This window comes from Chitinophaga hostae, assembly GCF_018224885.1.
Lineage (GTDB): Bacteria > Bacteroidota > Bacteroidia > Chitinophagales > Chitinophagaceae > Chitinophaga > Chitinophaga hostae.
The window spans coordinates 595,267-613,238 of the sequence record NZ_JAGTXB010000003.1 but is presented as its reverse complement, the minus strand read 5'-3'; the positions used below and the strand labels follow the sequence as shown (position 1 = coordinate 613,238).

12 protein-coding genes are annotated in these 17,972 nt (G+C 43.5%); 10 read left to right on the top strand and 2 right to left on the bottom strand.

Going from position 1 to position 17,972, the window contains the following annotated elements:
* Positions 1–180: 180 nt before the first annotated feature.
* From KE626_RS09600 to KE626_RS09585, 4 genes are all read left to right on the top strand, one after another.
* Positions 181–3,411: an FAD-dependent oxidoreductase gene (locus tag KE626_RS09600; protein WP_211972650.1), complete on the top strand. Its 3,231-nt coding sequence runs from the start codon at positions 181–183 to the stop codon at positions 3,409–3,411.
* A gap of 42 nt (positions 3,412–3,453) precedes the next feature.
* Entirely contained in the window at positions 3,454–4,011 is a 558-nt protein-coding gene (locus KE626_RS09595) for a TlpA family protein disulfide reductase (protein WP_211972649.1), read from the top strand.
* A gap of 139 nt (positions 4,012–4,150) precedes the next feature.
* The gene (locus KE626_RS09590) at positions 4,151–4,393 is read left to right on the top strand and encodes a hypothetical protein (RefSeq protein WP_211972648.1); all 243 of its coding nucleotides are present in this window, start codon (positions 4,151–4,153) and stop codon (positions 4,391–4,393) included.
* A 216-nt stretch (positions 4,394–4,609) separates the two neighbouring features.
* Complete coding sequence (locus KE626_RS09585) at positions 4,610–7,234, top strand: S9 family peptidase (RefSeq protein ID WP_211972647.1); 2,625 nt, start codon at positions 4,610–4,612, stop codon at positions 7,232–7,234.
* Positions 7,235–8,009: 775 nt separating this feature from the next.
* Here the strand turns inward: KE626_RS09585 and KE626_RS09580 are convergent.
* Both KE626_RS09580 and KE626_RS09575 read right to left on the bottom strand, forming a co-directional pair.
* Positions 8,010–8,243 (bottom strand): hypothetical protein, encoded by a 234-nt coding sequence (locus KE626_RS09580; RefSeq protein WP_211972646.1) that lies wholly within the window; start codon positions 8,241–8,243, stop codon positions 8,010–8,012.
* Positions 8,244–8,282: 39 nt separating this feature from the next.
* Positions 8,283–8,639, bottom strand: coding sequence for a winged helix-turn-helix transcriptional regulator (locus tag KE626_RS09575; RefSeq protein ID WP_211972645.1), 357 nt, complete (start codon positions 8,637–8,639; stop codon positions 8,283–8,285).
* 106 nt (positions 8,640–8,745) lie between these two features.
* On the opposite strand from KE626_RS09575, the gene KE626_RS09570 reads away from it, so the two are divergent.
* The 6 genes from KE626_RS09570 (at position 8,746) to KE626_RS09545 (ending at position 17,954) form a co-directional block, all read left to right on the top strand.
* A complete protein-coding gene (locus tag KE626_RS09570) occupies positions 8,746–9,888 on the top strand; it encodes an MFS transporter (RefSeq protein WP_211972644.1) in 1,143 nt (380 codons plus the stop codon).
* A gap of 54 nt (positions 9,889–9,942) precedes the next feature.
* On the top strand, positions 9,943–10,509 hold the full coding sequence (locus KE626_RS09565; RefSeq protein WP_211972643.1) for an RNA polymerase sigma factor: 567 nt from the start codon (positions 9,943–9,945) through the stop codon (positions 10,507–10,509).
* 71 nt (positions 10,510–10,580) lie between these two features.
* Positions 10,581–11,504, top strand: coding sequence for a FecR family protein (locus KE626_RS09560; protein ID WP_211972642.1), 924 nt, complete (start codon positions 10,581–10,583; stop codon positions 11,502–11,504).
* A 95-nt stretch (positions 11,505–11,599) separates the two neighbouring features.
* On the top strand, positions 11,600–15,046 hold the full coding sequence (locus KE626_RS09555; RefSeq protein WP_211972641.1) for a TonB-dependent receptor domain-containing protein: 3,447 nt from the start codon (positions 11,600–11,602) through the stop codon (positions 15,044–15,046).
* A 17-nt stretch (positions 15,047–15,063) separates the two neighbouring features.
* Positions 15,064–16,767 carry a hypothetical protein gene (locus tag KE626_RS09550; protein ID WP_211972640.1) on the top strand — a complete coding sequence of 568 codons (1,704 nt, stop codon included), beginning with the start codon at positions 15,064–15,066 and terminating at the stop codon, positions 16,765–16,767.
* Between the two features lie 8 nt (positions 16,768–16,775).
* Positions 16,776–17,954 carry a hypothetical protein gene (locus KE626_RS09545; RefSeq protein ID WP_211972639.1) on the top strand — a complete coding sequence of 393 codons (1,179 nt, stop codon included), beginning with the start codon at positions 16,776–16,778 and terminating at the stop codon, positions 17,952–17,954.
* Positions 17,955–17,972 lie beyond the last annotated feature (18 nt).

The following is a 17,972-nucleotide window of genomic DNA, read 5'->3' as shown; positions in this document are numbered from 1 at the left end:
TTTTTTTAGTTGTTGAGTTGAACTTATATCACATAGCTAAGCTTCGACGCTTCTGGCAGTTAAATTTGACCCCCATTTTTAGCCTATTTGTAAATATTGTACGATGTTAGGCCTCATAATGGATGCGATATTTTTCACTTGTGTGTTTTTTTTTCGTATCATAAGTAAATAACCAGCATAATGGATGAAGCAAAACATCCCATATCAAATATTGGAAATGATAATTCTGGAAGTGTATCAGAAGATTATACTTCAGGAGGAGCTATCAAAGAGGTAGCTATAATTATAGGAGCAGGAGAAGCTGGATTGGCTTTAGCCTATGAACTTTTGAAGCGAACAAATATTAAACCAGTAATTCTTGAGAAATCGGATTGTATTGGAGGGGCTTCAAGAACAATAAATTACAAAGGAAATATTATAGATATTGGTGGGCATTCTTTTCTTTCTGGGACAGAGAGAGTTGCGAAGTGGTTGACTGATATTATGCCGATTCAGCGCCAAGATGAATCTATATTGGTTTCGTCCGATGGTGTAATGGAAGGAGAGCCTGACGGTAATAAAATAGAATCCTGTGCTGATGATAGAATGATGCTCAGTCGGAAGCATTTGTCGCATATTTATTTCTTGCGGAGTCTTCTTAGTTATCCCACCCGATTTTCGTTAAAGTGGATCTGGAATTTCGGAGTAGTGAGGTTTTTGTCGGTACTTCTTTCTTATTTCAAAGCACTATTATTTCCTATTAAGTCAGAAAAAAGTGCGGAGGATTTTATTATCAATAGAGTGGGAACTAAGGCGTATACCCTTTTTTTTAAGGACTATATTGAGAAGATCTGGGATGTGAGATGTAGTGAGATTCCAGTTGAATGGTTAGCTAATGAAAACTGGGATCTGTTGTTTGCGGAAACCGGGAAATATACCGTAGGAAACCTTTTCAAAAATAGGATTCAGACGGCCGACGCAGCTGATTTACTACCGGGTAAAATGGAGGATTTTCTTTATCCCAAATTCGGATCAGGGCAGTTGTGGGAAGAGGTAGGACGGCAGATAATCAAGCTAGGTGGAGAGATATTATTACATCATGAAGTAAAGTCCGTTTCGGCGGTCGAGACTGGGATAGCGGTATCTGTTTCAACTATTGATAATATGAGTGGTGAAACGAGTTGTTGGAGCGCCAAGTATTTTTTTTCAACTATATCGTTGAAGAATCTCTTGCGGTTGATGGGGCAATATGTGCCGCAGGATGTTAGTCAGGTTGCTGATCGATTAAAGTATAGGAGTCTAGTTAGTGTTTATGTTTTATTAAAGCGAATGTCAATCAGGAATGATAAAACTGGAGAATGGAAGCTTTCGGATCTAAAAGATACCTGGTTACATATCCACGAAAAAGACGTTAAAGTTGCGAAGATACGAATATGTAATAACTGGAGTCCATTTATCGTAAAAGATCGAGATACTGTGTGGATTGGCATGGAATTTTTCTGCAACAAGGGAGACGATTTTTGGAAGACGAATGATGTGGCGATTTCGCAGCAGGCAATTTTTGAGTTGGAGAAGATCGGATTAGGCACAACTGCTAATGTACTTGACTCAACTGTAATTAGATCTGAAAATGCTTATCCATTTTGTTCAGTTGAATATAATGATTTTATGAAAATAAAGGATTTTACTGATAATTTTAGAAATCTCTTTCTCATAGGAAAAAAAGGGAAGCATACGCTGGCAGCTTCGAGCAATTCCATTTTGGATTCAATAGTAGCTGTTGATAATGTATCTAATGGTATAGAAACCAAAGATAATATATGGAGAGTGAATGGGGAATATGATTTTTCCAATGCGCAGGAAAAGACACAAAAGTTAGCTGACTTGAATGGAAAAAGATCACAGCATGATGGATTTTGGTATTTTGTTTGGCTTAATCCAGAAAATAGGATATTAGCAATAATTTCTCTTTTTGCAATTGGACTTCAGTTTGTTGTCTTTAAATTTTTATATCCTTTTGCGGGGTTTATAAATGGGGATTCTTATGTGTATCTAGAGACCGCATATCATAATTTCAGTATAAACACCTATCCTATCGGATATTCCAAAATTTTGCGGTTGATAAGCGTTTTCACTAGGTCAGATTATTTTATGGTGGCTTTTCAATATCTCGCATTGCAAGCCAGTGTTTTATCGCTTGTATTTACAATATTCTATTTTTACAGACCTGGTAGGTTGACCAGAATATTGCTTTGGGGATTTATGTTGTTTAATCCTGTTTTTTTGTACTTAGCTAATTACATTTCAAGCGATGCCGTTTTTCTTTCACTGAGTTTGACTTGGTTTACACTGCTGTTATGGATTATGAACAGACCTTCTAATAATTTAATTATAGTAAATGCATGGGTTCTTTTTATTGCTTTTACTGTCAGATACAATGCATTATTTTACCCAGTCATAAGTATAGTTGCTTTATTGTTAACCAGGAAAAAGATATTGGCGAACATTGTGGGATTTTCGATAAGCCTATTGTTAATTGGTATGTTTATACAGTTTACAAGTGTAAAGTATAAGGAGATTAGTGGATATCGACAATTTACTCCCTTCAGCGGCTGGCAGATGGCGAATAACGCGTTATATGCTTACAGATATGTTTCTAAGGAGCATCTTAAGAAAACCCCCTATCGTTTCCTTCAAATTGATAAACTGGTTAGAAATTATTTTGATTCAACTCGGGATATAAGAAAGTATCCGCAAGAAGGAATGTTGGCCAGTACTGTTTATATGTGGGCCCCAAATTCTCCGTTAACTATCTATATGGATAAGAAATTTAAAGGGGATTCAACAGCTTCTCCATTGAAGAAATGGGCTACTGTAGCCCCGATGATGGGAGATTATGGTTCATTTCTTATTCGTGCATATCCAAATGAATATTTTAGATATTATTTAGTTCCCAATGCTTTGAAATACTACGCCCCTCCCGTTGAATTTTTAGATCATTATAGTACTGGAGTCGATAGTGTTAATGAGATCGCGCAAGTATGGTTTGGATACAAAACGAAAAAGATTAGTACATACTTTAAGGATTTTAAGGTGAACATTCTTAATTTTTTTCCAATATTAACTGGAATGATGAATGTGGTGTTGTTGTTATTGATGGCTAGTTTTATTTTCTTGCGTGGATATAAACACTATCCACAGCTAAAAAGAGGATTGATACTTGTGGTGGTCTTATGGGCGGTGAATTTTGGGTTTAGTGTGTTTGCTTCACCTATTGCTCTCAGATTTCAATTGTTTCCCATACTTGTCTCATTATCCTTTACTTTTTTATTAATGGAATATTTGGTTCGAGCAGCCAAAGGCATTGAAGTCAGAGAAAGCGAATCCGATGCGGATGAGCCTGTGGGATATTCCGAAAAAAACGCTGTATAAGGGTATTGTTAGGCTTAATCATTTTATAAAATACGATTTGAAATGAAAAGAAGAGAACGATTACTGGTTATAGGCATAATTGTTTCCGGATTGGTGTTATTTGCCGGATTATGTAAACTTATCGGTGTACCACCATTTACTAAAAGTAGAATAGCAGTTTCAACTAATTCAATAAAAACGGGACATGAAGGGGAGCCTATACCATCAATTGATATCTTGCTTTCCGACAGCATTTCATATTTGAATGTCAGAGATATAAAGAGCTCAGAACCAGTAGTACTGTTTTATTTTGGGCCGGACTGTCCATATTGCAGAGCGGAAATGGACGAGATAATTAAAGGGATGAATCGTTTGAAAAATGTTCAGTTTCTTTTGATTACTCCATATGCTTATTCAGATATGAAGCGATTCTACAAGATCTTTCAATTAGAAAAATATTCGAACATCAGGGTTGGAATTGACTATAAGTATGCATTTGGATCATATTTTAAAACGGAAAGTATTCCTTACATCGTAGTTTATAATAGACAGAAGTTACTTATCACCGCTTTTCCTGGAATTGTTAAATCTGATGACATTTTCAAATATGGATATATGTAAGATGTTGCGCAATAACGGGTGATTGATATCTTGCAAGTTCAATCAACCCAAAATGGGGAAGCCGAAAGCCATTATAAATGAGTAGGCGATTTTTATAAAAATAAAGTTTAGCTTTTTGATTTAAAAAGCATCTATCATTATGAAACAAGCAAAATTCGCATTGACAGCTGTTGCAGTTCTCGCAGTTATTGGTGGTGCATTAGCATTTAAAGCTAATTCAGCTTCTAATAAGTTTTATTCTACTGATGCTCAGGGACAATGTAAAGTTTCCACAGTTCTTCCATATGTTGTGGATACAAATGCTGGAACTTACATTACTAATTTGTCTACTGCATCTACAACTGCTGCTTGCCCTCAGATCACCCTGAGATTCCAGGCATAATTGTAGTCTGATACGAAGTAAGGATTTTAAAAATAGTTTTCAATGTTAAGTGGAGACTACTTTTAAGTATCTTTTAACTATTGAATTGAAGAAGCTATCTCCTCTGTTTCCTGAAACTTGGAGATAGCTTTTTTGTGGTTGGCCGGAGAAATCTAGTGCTAAAACGGGACAATGATGATTGAAGTTTAGTCTTGTTGTGAACGAAACCTGGAAGACATGAATCGTGTTTGTTATTTGATTTTTGTTTGTTGTTTTTTTTCAGTCAGTTATGGGCAACAGAGTCTAGATGACTCCATCAGCATGCATGTGACGGAGCAGAATAAGCCGTTAATTGACACAAGTATATATGATAATTGGGCTTCTGCTACATTAGCAAAGATTAGTTCCTGCGGTAGATACTGTTGTTACACTATTGAAGTTGGAAATTCTAAGATTCATACATTGATCTTACAAGCTATTTCTGAAAGATGGAAGATTCAATCAACTCTCAAAGGATGGTACTCCTTTACAGATAATGGGACACAAGTGGTGTGGGTAAATTCAAATGATAGTCTATGTATATGCGCGCTTGGGCGCGATGAAATGTTTTATGTTCCAAATGTTTTATCATTCAGCTTAAGTGACAACTATATTACTTATCAATTGACGACAGACCCGGATAGGTATATTGTACGAAATCTCGCAACTAGAAAGATTGATGATAACCTTTCAATGAGCAGATGGTTCATGAGTATTGGGAATAGCAAGATGCTGATATTGAAGCAAACAGAAAGTGGTGAGCAAACCTTATGGCTGTTTTCTGGAAGAGGTAATAGAAGCATCTTGTGGAGAGGAAAAGGGGTCCGAATGCCGATTCAGGATAATGAACATCATCAAATTGTTTTTACAACAGATTCTACTGGGAGCGATTTATGGTATTTTAAGTACGGAATGAGTAAGGTGGACCATTTTAGGATTTCACTTGAGAATGGAGCACGTTTGTCAGGGAGCGGATACTTTAGTAAAGATGGAAAACAGGTATTTGTTGACGTCCTTGAATGCGATAGTGTTGGGTATCAACCCGGTCAACCAATAGTCAATATTTGGAACTATACAGACAATGAACTACTGTCACAGCAACAAAAAAGACCGATAGTCAATAACTATATTACAATTCTCAATATACCTATGCGACGATTATGGCGACTGACGGAGAAAAGAGACTGGGTGTACCTGCCACGGAGTAATGATACGGTAGTATTAATTAGACATCAGGAAATTGTTGTGCCGGGAGATGAGGTAGGATGGAATGTTAAGGGAAAGTATTCGTGGTTTTTAACTTCTGTCAATGATGGGAGCCGAGTTCGGTTGACAAATCTTGATAAGGAAAATGAGGTAATGCCCGAGATATCGCCTACAGGTAAATTTGTATTGTATTTGAGTAAATCAGACAGACAGTATTATGTTTATCAGACTAACACACATGAAGTACGGTGTATTAGCCGAGGTCCTGATGAGGATTGGATGAAGGATATTAATAAAGGAAGTTATGGTAGATCCATTGTGGGGTGGGAGACAGATGATAGGGCTGTACTTGTTTGTGGTCAACGTGATATTTGGCGAATAGATCCGCTAGCTAAGGTTGCTCCAGTGAATTTGACAAATGGTTATGGGCAAAAGCATAATATTGTTTTTTTTCCGGGATTGGAACAATATTCTCACCGACCCATTCGAAGAGATGAACTCCTCATTTTATCAGCATTCAACTTAGAAACGAAGTATAATGGATTTTACAAAGTGTTATCGGATGGGAAGGCGGATCCCGATTCACTAACAATGGGCCCATATATTTATAATGTAACTGATAATCCCACTATTCCTCAAGGTGCCAATTATTCTCCCATAAAGGCAAGAGACGCAGAAGTATATATTGTTAGAAGAATGAGTGCCGGAGACTCCCCTAATTTTTTTTCAACCACCGATTTCAAATCGTTTAGTGAGATAAGTTATGTGCATCCTGAAAGAGGCTTTAATTGGTATACCTCGGAGCTCCATTCTTGGATGTCCTTTGATAAGAGAAAAATACAGGGAATTCTATATAAACCAGAGAACTTTGACTCGACAAAAAGGTATCCTGTTATTTTTTATTATTATGAAAAGAAGTCTGATGCCTTAAATGCTTACATCGTACCTAGGGCGTTAGATGGCGGATGTGCCATTAATATTCCTTATTATGCTAGCAACGGATATCTTGTATTTTGCCCAGATATATACTATGAAGTTGGGAATCCGATGCAGGGTGCATACGATGCCGTAATTTCAGCAGCTGAGTATGTTGCAAACTTTCCTTATGTAGACCGTAGGAAGATTGGAGCACAAGGTTGCAGTTGGGGGGCTATACAAACCAACTTTTTGGTTACTCATAGCAATATATTTGCAGCTGCGTGTTCAGCTTCTGGTATTGGAAACTGGATTAGCAGTTACGGGAGTATTAATGGATCTGGAGGAAGCATGCAAGGGATGTATGAGAGAGGGCAGATGCGGATGGGGCGTACGCCATGGGAAATACAAACTGCATACATTCGGAGTTCCGCAATATTTTCCGCCGATAAATTGACTACGCCATTGTTGTTAATGCATACAGCATCGGATGATATTTGTAGTTTTTATAATATCATTGAGTTTTTCACTTCGCTTCGAAGATTAGGAAAACATTCTTGGATGTTAGTTTACGGCGGAAATCACAGTCTTTGGGGCAGAGATGAAGATGATTTTAGCGTCCGAATGAAAGAGTTTTTTGACTATTATTTGAAAGGCAAAAAGCTGCCGGGCTGGATGGTTGAAACGAAGACAAGATATTAGGGGAGATGGTGTTGCAATCGAAGTGGATTATGAAATTGCATGTCTGGGGGATACTTAGGTATTGGCAGCGGTAGTGAACTCCCTCAACCTAAGTTTGTGATGATTAAGATTGAGGGGTTCAGATATAATGATGCTCATTCAAAGGTAGGGTCTTACTGTTATAATTGGACAAGCAATATTTACGCTTTGAGTTGATGCGAGTGTGGTACTCGTACCTCCAATGGTGTCTGCGATATAATGTAGCATTGTTGCGGAGACGCACTGGTTGTTAATTGAATTTATGTAAAAGAGATTACCGACTCTGTTTGCTTTGAATGCTAAGGAGGCTGAGCTAATAGCGGCGGTTGCGATAATTGTGAGTATGATTTTAGCTTTTTTCATGATTAAAATGAGTTTAGAGGTAAGGAAAATTTGGTTTGATATTGAGTGGTCTATATGCGTGAAGTGATACTGTTATTCTTTTGTAAATTCTACAGAGATAGAAGGGCCATGATGTTCCCAGGTGCCGGGGTTAAAGCCGGATTCTTATTTGAATTTGATCTAATGCTATTTATTTTTAGCTGCTAGTAGAACCTGTGGCTCCTTTGCGTCTGGAAAATATATACGGGGAAATGAGTCGCGACTGGGCGTGGTTTTATCATATGTAGTGAATTGGGTGATAGTTTGAATAGTAGGACACGGAAGCTTCCCAACAGGCCAGCTAAGTAGAAAAGAGATTATCACTCCGACTAATATTACCCCCAACGCAATTCTTGCTTTCTTCATAAAAAAAATTTTACTCCCCAACAATAATATAAGTCTCACACCTCCCAGCCTCCTTCGCCATCAACACCTCTTTCCCCGGCATCCGCATATCCTTCGTCACACTATAATACGGCGTAAACGCCACGGTACACTCCCCGCCCACATACGCCGGTTTATAATACACCGTCGGCATAAAATACGCAAGCGCGCCGCCGGAAAAACCAGCCAGCGCTACTATTACCAATATAGTCCTCGCTCGTTTCATGATCCGAATTTACTACGCAATCCTGCAATTAAAACGCATTCAATGGGAGGGAGGATACTTTACCCCTGCCTCCCTGATCTTCTCCAATCCATATTTCATAATCACTTCTATCACCGGCACGGCCCGCAAGCCGGCGGGTGTAAGTTTATACTCCACCTTTGGTGGTGCTACGGGGTACACGATCCGCTCTACCATCCCCAGCTCTTCCAGTTCGCGTAGCTGCGAGGTGAGCATTTTATGGGTGATATGCGGGATGTCGGCTTTAAGCTCTCCGTAGCGCATTACGCGGAGGTGCAGGCGCCAGAGGATAGGCATCTTCCAGGTGCCGCCAATGTGTTTAAGGGCAAATTCAATGGGGGTATAGTATAATTTGCTATCGTGAAAAAATTCCGGCATAACTCGCGTTGGTTAAGATACTTTCAAAAAGGTAAGTATCACACTAAAAAGTAAACTACTTCTAAGCGTGAAGCTACTCCTGCAAATTTGCGTAAAAATAAGCAGGATGAAACGAACATTATATTTATTGGCTTTAGGGGTATTTGGGATTGCGACAACCGAATTCGGGGTAATAGGTATTTTGCCGCAGATAGCGACACATTTTGAAGTCACGATCCAAAAGGCGGGGTGGCTGCTAAGTGCGTTTGCGCTGGTGATAGCGGTATTCGGACCGGTGGTGACGTTACTGTTTGCGAACGTAAACAAGAAGAAGGCGATGTTGTTTGTGCTGGCGATTTTCACGCTCTCCAATATTATTTCTTATGAAGCGGGTAGTTTTAATGTGCTGCTGATAGCAAGGATGTTGCCGGCATTTTTGCATCCGGTATTTTGGTCTATTGCACTGTCGGCGGCGGCGGCGGGCGTAAAAAAGGAGGATGCGCCGGGGGCTGTGGGTATTGTGTTTGGTGGCTTTACGGTGGCGAGCGTGCTGGGGGTGCCGTTGTCGACATTGATGGCGGATCTGTTTTCCTGGAAGGCGGCTTTTGCGTTATGCGTGGTGGTGAATGTTATTTCGATGATAGGGATGGCATGGTGGCTGCCGGGGATGCCGGTAAAGGAGAGAATAAAATTAGGTGCGCAGGTAGATATTTTAAAGAAGAAGGCACTTTGGATGCAGTTGTTGCTGGCATGTTTGATGGTGTCGGCGATGTATGCGAGCTATGGTTACCTGGCGGCTTATTTAAGCAGTGTTACACGGATGGGTGGTAGTGAAATCAGTGCGATGCTGTTGATCTTTGGTGTTACCGGTGTGGGAGGTAATTGGTTGGCGGGGAAGCTGCTGAGCAGAAGTATAAAGCATACTACGATCGCATTTATTGCAACCCTGGCGGTAACACATATCATCCTGTACGCAGTGGGAGCATACAAGGAATGGATGGTCGGTGTAATCATCATCTGGGGATTTATCCACACCGGTGGTTTCCTGATCAGCAATGTTAATGTGACGGCGGCGGCGCCGGAGTCGCCGGAGTTTGTGAACAGCATTTTTACTTCTTGTGGTAACCTGGCGGTAACGATTGGTGCTATGGCAGGAGGGATGACTATTGCCAGGTACCAGGTGCATGATATCGCATGGACGAGCATCGTACTACTGGCGTTGGCGGCCGTGGTGTGGGTTATCTCACAAAAAAAGATAACACTAACTTAAAACCCCGGCAATCTCAAATCCACTATTTTGCCTCGCGTTGTTCAAACTACTGCCATGCAATCCAGTGAAGATATCGAGTTGCTGAATCTTATCCGTGCCGGTGATCAGAAGGCTTTTGAGAGGTGCTTTAACCGTCACTGGCCGGTGTTATATGCCTTTGCGCTGAAGATCCTGGGTAATGCCGATGATGCGAAAGATGTGGTGCAGCTGGTATATATTTCTCTTTGGTCGCGGAGGGAACGAATGCATATAAAAGGGCCGCTGGAGAATTACCTGCTCCAGGCGGTGCGCTTTCAGTCACTGAAAAAGTTGCAGGAAATCATGAACCGCCCGGAGGAGCTGGACCGGGTGCAGGAATATATTTTGCCGGTATTAAATAATATCTGGGAGAAGATGGAGGAAGCGGATGTATTCCGGGAGATAGATGAACAGTTAACCACTCTGCCGGCAAAAACCAGGGAGATATTTTTGCTGAGCCGCCGTCACCAGTTATCTGTTACAGAGATAGCCCTCAAATTAAATCTCTCTGAAAAAACAGTCAGAAACCAGCTGCATATAGCGCTGAAGGCGCTCCGCCATCATATTGCTATGGCGATGTTGCTGATAGATATGATCAGTTAATAATTCCTTAACGTACATCTTCGGGACAAACCCCTTCTTTCCGAGAACATATCTATAGAAGCATGTTCCGGATGAATATATCACAGTTTAAAAGAATGGTCGATAACTACCTGTCGGGGAATGCCTCCCGCAGGGAAGCGGCTTTTTTGCAGCAGTGGCTGGATAAGGCAATGGCAGAAAAAGAGGTGCCGGCCGATTCAGATATACAGCGGCAACAGGTACTCGACAACCTGCGGTTGGCGATATACGAACCCCGTAAAACCAGTATCTGGAAATACAGTATGGCGGCGGCAGCCAGCGTATCGCTGCTGGTGGCAGCTTTGGTGTATCGCTTCGAGCTGCAGGACTGGCTTAATCCTGTGCCTGTTCAAATGGTGACTGCGTTAAAATACCAGGTAAAAAAGGTGGTGCTGCCGGATAGCTCGGTGGTGGTATTAAATGGTGGTACTACCATGATGTATCCAAAGTATTTCAGGGGTCGCAAACGCAGCATTAAAGTTAACGGAGAAGCATTTTTTGATGTTATGCCGGCAACAGCGCCATTTATTATTACTGGCCCTAACCTGAAAGTGCAGGTGTTGGGGACTTCATTTGTGGTCACCGACAGCATCGGCATACAATCGCCAAAGGTGAGCGTGAAAACCGGCAGGGTGGCGGTTACTGCAGAAACGGTAACCCGGCAGCTGGGTGAGGCAGAAGAGCTGGTATTCAACAAAACACAACAGGAAATAAAAATATACACCCAACAAACAGTTAATACCGGCTGGATCAGCAATAAACTAATGTTTAATGAGTCGGTATTGTCGGCGGTATTTAGTGAGATAGAAACACTGTATAGGGTAAAGATTATCTGCGTAAACAAGGCTGCGGCAGGTTTGAAGTTCACCGGCGCCTTTGAGGAGGCAGATACCCTGGACGATATCTTAAAAGTAATATCCCTTTCTTATAGACTATCTATTCATAAAAATAAGGACGGAACCATTTTAATCAAATAGCATAACAATAGTAGCTGAAAGCAAAACGCTGGAAGCAAAAGCCAGGCTAACAGCTAATGGCTAACGGCTAACTGCTGTCTTAAATCACAAAACGAATGAAGGAAAAAATTTTACTCGGATGTATGTGGATCCTGCTGTTTGTTGCGCTGCCGGCGATGGCGCAGGTAAATGCGCTGCAGCAGAAGATCAGCATCAGTTTCAGGAATGAAAGCATCGCGAAATGTTTCAGCCAGCTGCAGGTGAAAGGAGGCGTCACCTTTTTTTATAATCCTGCTGATATCAAAGTGCTGGAGAAAAAATACAACGCCGACCTGAATAATAAAACCGTTGCGGAAGTGTTGGGCTGGCTCCTGCAGAATACCGGCCTGGAATATGAGGCGGTCGACGGTAAGAAGGTGGTGATCCGGAAGATAATTATTAAACAATCACCTGCCGCTCCCCGCAAAAGAACGATCAGCGGGATAGTAACCGACGCAACTAAGAATAACCCTGTTGCCCACGCTGAAATCATGGCGCAAAGCACTGGCAGCGTAGTCACAGCAGACGAATCCGGCCGGTTTTCCATAGAGGTAAAAGATACCAGTGATGTGCTGGTGGTATATTACGTAGGTTATGCCACCAAAATGATAAAGGCCGGCAACCTGCCGGTGTTATCCGTACTGTTAAAAGCCGACAGTAAAACCCTCGCCGGCGTAACAGTCGACGCCCGCCGTCGTACCAATACTGAAGTGTCGTTGCTGAATGATCGTAAAAATTCTGCTATGATCTCCGACGGGATCTCGGCACAAAACATCGAAAAAACAGCCAGCATTACTACTACCCAGGCGCTGCAACGGGTATCAGGGGTAACGGTAACAGACGATAAGTATGTGGCCATCCGCGGCCTGGGCGACCGCAGCGTTATCGGACAACTCAATGGTATCCGTCTCGCTTCCTCCGATCCCGACAGAAGCGCCATTCCGCTCGACCTGGTGCCCGCCGGCCTGCTGGATAATATCACCATCTATAAAACCACTACCTCCGATAAGCCTGCAGATGCTGCAGCAGGTATTGTGGAGCTGAAAACAAAATCGGTCCCCGAACACCAAACGCTCAGCATCACTATTCAATCCGGTATGAACACACAAACAGGCAACCGGGTAAATAGCTTCTACAACAGTGATATGGGCTTCCTGGGTCAAAAGGTAAAGGGCAGGGGATTGTCAAACGATTTTCAACAGCTCTCGAAACAATACCCCGGCGGCTTAGGTGATATTCAGCGTAAAATCGCGAACAGCCGCAACGACCCGGCTTTGCTTGCAGAAGCCAACCGCATCAACGGCATCATGCACAGCTTTGACCCGGTACTCACTACTAAATATAAAAAGGCGCCGCTAAACCAGATCTATTCCATTACTTACGGCAACAGCTATACGGTATTTAAGAAACACCAGGTAGGATTAATAGCCGGCGCCAACTATTACAACCGCACCAACGATATCTATGATGGATCACTGACCCAGTATAGTGTATACCAGGGCGTGTTAACGGGTAACAGCGCATTATACAGTCCCCGCGTGATTCCTAACTACATCACCCCCAATAATATCAACCTGGGGAAATACCTGAACTATAAGGAAAACACCGGCACACAAACACTCAACTATGGATTTTTGGGTGGACTTACCTATCGCTTCAGCCCGCAACACGAAATAAGTATGCAGTACCTGGGCAGTCGTGGTGCGGAAACCAGGGCCAGCAACCTGCATGGCGCATATGAATACACCGGCTTGCCCGGTAAAGTGTATAACCTGATCTATTCTTTACGTCAAAGCTATCGCACCCTTAATACCTTTAATCTCCAGGGAGAACACAAGTTTGGAAAAAACGAATACGCACCCAAGCTGAGCTATAATATGGCCACTTCTTCCTCTGCACAGGATGATCCCGATTACCGCTTTGTAAACCTGGCTGACTACCGTGTAAACGGTGGCAGTACCCGCCCTGGCGCAGTGGAAACACCTGGTACGCTACCTCCGGTTGTAGCTACACCGAGCCTGTACTCACTGGTATCCGGGTACGTAAACGGATATGGTCCCTATGGTATCATTCAGGCCGATCCCAACGGACGCCGCTTCCGTCATCTGAAAGAAAATAATTACAACTACAAAGCTGATATCACCCTGCCTTTTAAAGCACTCGATAAAAAACAGGAATTTAAAACAGGTGTGAACTACCTGCATCGCAGAAGAAGCTTTTCTGAGAACGTACTCTATCTCCCTGGCTCCAATTATTCCACCAACGGTGCACTGCCTCTGTATGAGGTAAATGGTCAGCTGGATCAGCTGGTAGGATACGACCGGATCGGTATCCGCCCGCCTTCTTCCTATAACGAAGAAGGAGCACCCCGCAATGGCGGCTTCCTGTATAACATCCAGAAATCGCCCAATAACTACAAAGGGTATTATGAAACCCGCGCCTTCTACGGCATGCTGGACCTGCACCTCACCGAACAGCTGCGCTTTACCGGTGGCGTACGTTTTGAAATGACCGATATACAGGCGGCAGTAGATACTTCCAATGTGTTCCTGGATCCGTCTATTACGGCGAAAGATGCCGGCGGTAACAAAATAAACCTGGTATATACCGAGCCCAATTCTATCTACAAAACAGATTATGAACCTTTCTACTCTGCTAACCTGACCTATACACTGCATAAGAACATGAATTTCCGGCTGGGCTATAACACTTCACTGGCCCGGCCCGAGTTGAGGGAACTTACCAACGTATTCGATTTCGACCCCTTCCAGTTTGCACTGGTGGTAGGCAATCCCAAACTGAAAAATCAACAAACCACTAACTATGACTTCCGCTGGGAATGGTTCCCCAATCCGGGAGAAGTAATTTCTGCCTCCGTGTTTTATAAAGAAATCAATAACCAGCTGACAAAAGTTTTTAAACAGAATTCATCAGGACTGGAAGCCCGTTTCCCGGAATTCCCGGCCATCGAATTTCAGAACGATCCTAATAAAGGCCGTGTATATGGAATAGAACTGGAAGTGGTAAAGAACCTGGGAATTTTGACGGCAGCAATGAAAAATTTTTCCCTGGGATCTAACCTGTTGCTGGCACAAAGTGAAATTAAGAAAACTAAAGAGAGACTGGAATCTTCGCGCGCCATCGATCGCCGCGCGCCGTCTAACAGCCCGCTGTTTGAACAGGCCCCTTATTCGGTGAATGTATTTATGAACTATAACAACCCGAAAACAGGCACCGATATCACCACTACTTTCAACATGGTAGGTGAGCGGCTGATCCAGGTAAACCTGGATGGCACACCGGATCTGTATTCCAGGCCCAACCCGGTACTGGATATCGTATTCTCCCAGCAGCTGCTGAAACGCCTGCAACTAAAGGGATTCGCCAAAAATATGCTCGACAGGCCGGTGGAAGAAGTATATGCCAACCCGGGCACCGGTGGAAATTTTTATGGAAAGAAATATGTACGCAGGAGTTTTTACCGCGGAACGGAATTTATGCTGGGATTGACTTTCAACCTGTAAAAATCTGAATGATTAAAATGAAAACTACTTATATACTCATAGCTGCAGCCATGCTGAGTGCCTGCAGCAAGAAGCTCGACTACAGCTACGATAACCGCGTGATACAATACCCGGTGACGCCTTCCGCCATCCGCCTGATCAATTTATACGGCGCTACAGATCTGTCGATAGGGAGTAAGCGGCTGACCAGCTATGCGGAACCGGACAGAGAGGGCGTTTATGGCCCTGACGAAACAAGAGGAACCATTTATTTCCCGGAAACAGGCCGACTTGGACTCACCTTTACCATTCCCCGCGATATGGTAAAAAACGGCGGCTGGGTAGACAGCATTATGTTTACCAGTCTTTCCAAAAGATTCCCGTTACCGTTGCCCAGGCCTTTACGCGCCAAAGACGATGACACTCATCCGAACGATTATTACTTTGCCCATTTCCGGCCCAATCCGGCCGGTTTCATGGACTCGCTGTTCGTTATTCCAAGAGGGATATCACCAGCGGCAGATCCGGCCGGATTTAAGATCCGTTTGCTGAATCTCAGCTCCACCATCACAGCAGGTATTCCTGCCGGTATTTTCCGCAACGGCCCCATGTCGCTCACGCTGGCGGATGGTACTACAGTGCCAGGTCTCAGCAACGTTGCCCCGGGTAAATATTCTGACTATGTGGAAATGCCTTATGGCACCTATCAGTTTAAGGTATTGGATAACGAAGGAAAAGAAGTGCCGGCCACCGGCAGTATGTATAACCTTCTCAACCCCATCACCGGCACCCTGATGGATATAAACGGTACCCCCGGCGTTGGTGGCAGCAAAGATACCTGGCTCACTTATGCACCGTTAAAAACATTTCAGCCGGGAGGCATCTATACCATCGTGGTAACAACTACCTACGATGCCAATATTCCCACGGGTAATCCTAACGGTGAAACATACAAATCAGAAAATAATACCTTTCGCATTATCGCAGATATCCCGGAGCCGGTGAATATCACCTACGCCCGCTTACAGGGCGTGAATGCCGCCGCCGGGAAAAAAATTTCCTGGCAGGTCGACGGACAGGCGCTGGGCGGCGTATTGGCTTTTGCCAAACAAACCACTTACAACCGTTATATAACTGGCATGCATACTGTAAAAGCACTGGGGGAAAACGGACAGGTACTGGCCGAAAGTAACCTGACCATGCAACCCGCCGACAACCTGACTGCGTGGTTATATACCCGGAAAGACGGCAGTACCGCCATTAGTTTTTCTGCCAATAACCTCAGCGGGAAATTTTTTGATGGTACGGCTACGGATAACGGCAGCTATGCTGTAATGAAGGATACGTATCCTTTCTGGTTACGCTTCATGAACTTCTGCCCGGACCTGGAAGAAGTTTCTTTCACACAGGACAACGGGCAACCGTTCAAAGCACTCTCCACACTGGCATTCCAGCATATCTACCTGGGAAAGCCGGCCACGGACCTTCCCTATGTGATGCAGATAGTCAATTTTTCACAACCAATAATGGCCTATGCTTCTGCACCCGGTGTAGTACCCGGCAACTGGCTCCGCAACATTACGCCGTTGAGAAGCCACGATTTTATTGCTCATCCCGAATTATATAAAACGCCGGAAATACCACAGAGCGAACCGGGCGTCTACACTGTTGCGTTAGTGGGCAGCACTGCGCCAAATGCCACGGAAAAAGCCCGGATGATTATTGTGAAACATAACAATTGAGTAGTCTTATGAACAATAAATACTTTTTACTACCACTGTTGCTGGCTGCTTTGTTTTTCAGCAGCTGCCGCAAAACGGAATATGTGGAACTGAACAGTCCTGCTTACCTGCGGGTATTCAACTGCCTCGATTTTACCACCAGTCTCGATAACAAAGATGCGCCGCAACCATTTCTCGCTTTCCTGGTAGACCCCGTGATGGATGATTACGGCGTGCCTGTAAGCGCTGCTATTACCGGCGATTTCCTCGATCAGCGCAGCGAGTGGGCAAGGCCCTATCCCGATGCTGCCAGCAATGTATTGTGGCAAAAAGAATATCCCGGTACGAAACGGGTGTTGGCTGCTCCCATTGTAAATGGTTATGACCTTTCCAGCTGGGCGCAGGTGCCCTCCGGCAAACACCGTATCATTTTCCGCACCCGCCCGCTGAACAATAGACCATACTTTGAGCTGGATAAAATAGAAAGGGGCGTTACACTGATAGATACCACCATAGATTTGAGCGCAGGAGAGGTATATACCATGCACGCGCTGATAGCAGAATATACCAGCCAGCGCCCATTTATGTACCTGCGTAAGGAAACATTTCCCCAACAGCCTTTTGCGGATGCTACGGTATATGTAAACTTCTATAACCTCAGTGCGGAAAATTTTTATGAGAAGGCGCCCAATGCAGTGCCCAATGCAGACCTGTCCAACTCCAAACTGCGCGACACCATGAACGTTTACTATTCATTGAATAAACTGGAGAACAATACATTGAAACCTTTACCGGGTTACAAAGGCGTACCCATGGGGCAGGTTATTCATTCCCTGGAACCTAAGGTGGCTCCCTATTACAGCTTCCCGCTGTTTGCGGATACCAGCAGCAATAAAATCTTTACCGGCAATATGAGCCAGCTGTTCGGGTTCTATGCCGCCGGCTTTACTCCTGAAAACCTGCCCTATCCTGGCTTTATACCGGTAGGCGTTTATTCGGCAGTGATCATGGGTGACTATGGCTCATCAGGCAGAAATTTCTACCTGCCTTTCAAAGTAAAATGTGATCTGCGTACAGGCCTGGTAGTGAGTATCCACTCCGGTACCGATAATCCACGGTCGTTTGCCACCGTTAACACGGTAGAGTACATCAACCGGAAGTTTTATATCACTACCATCCAGCGCAAGTTTGCGCCGCCTGTTTATTAACATGTTTATTATTTCGAT

Coding starts and splice junctions, on each gene's coding strand:
- KE626_RS09550 (WP_211972640.1), top strand. CDS start 15,064: ATGAAAACTACTTATATACTCATAGCTGCAGCCATGCTGAGTGCCTGC.
- KE626_RS09590 (WP_211972648.1), top strand. CDS start 4,151: ATGAAACAAGCAAAATTCGCATTGACAGCTGTTGCAGTTCTCGCAGTT.
- KE626_RS09600 (WP_211972650.1), top strand. CDS start 181: ATGGATGAAGCAAAACATCCCATATCAAATATTGGAAATGATAATTCT.
- KE626_RS09570 (WP_211972644.1), top strand. CDS start 8,746: ATGAAACGAACATTATATTTATTGGCTTTAGGGGTATTTGGGATTGCG.
- KE626_RS09575 (WP_211972645.1), bottom strand. CDS start 8,639: ATGCCGGAATTTTTTCACGATAGCAAATTATACTATACCCCCATTGAA.
- KE626_RS09545 (WP_211972639.1), top strand. CDS start 16,776: ATGAACAATAAATACTTTTTACTACCACTGTTGCTGGCTGCTTTGTTT.
- KE626_RS09560 (WP_211972642.1), top strand. CDS start 10,581: ATGAATATATCACAGTTTAAAAGAATGGTCGATAACTACCTGTCGGGG.
- KE626_RS09555 (WP_211972641.1), top strand. CDS start 11,600: ATGAAGGAAAAAATTTTACTCGGATGTATGTGGATCCTGCTGTTTGTT.
- KE626_RS09595 (WP_211972649.1), top strand. CDS start 3,454: ATGAAAAGAAGAGAACGATTACTGGTTATAGGCATAATTGTTTCCGGA.
- KE626_RS09565 (WP_211972643.1), top strand. CDS start 9,943: ATGCAATCCAGTGAAGATATCGAGTTGCTGAATCTTATCCGTGCCGGT.
- KE626_RS09580 (WP_211972646.1), bottom strand. CDS start 8,243: ATGAAACGAGCGAGGACTATATTGGTAATAGTAGCGCTGGCTGGTTTT.
- KE626_RS09585 (WP_211972647.1), top strand. CDS start 4,610: ATGAATCGTGTTTGTTATTTGATTTTTGTTTGTTGTTTTTTTTCAGTC.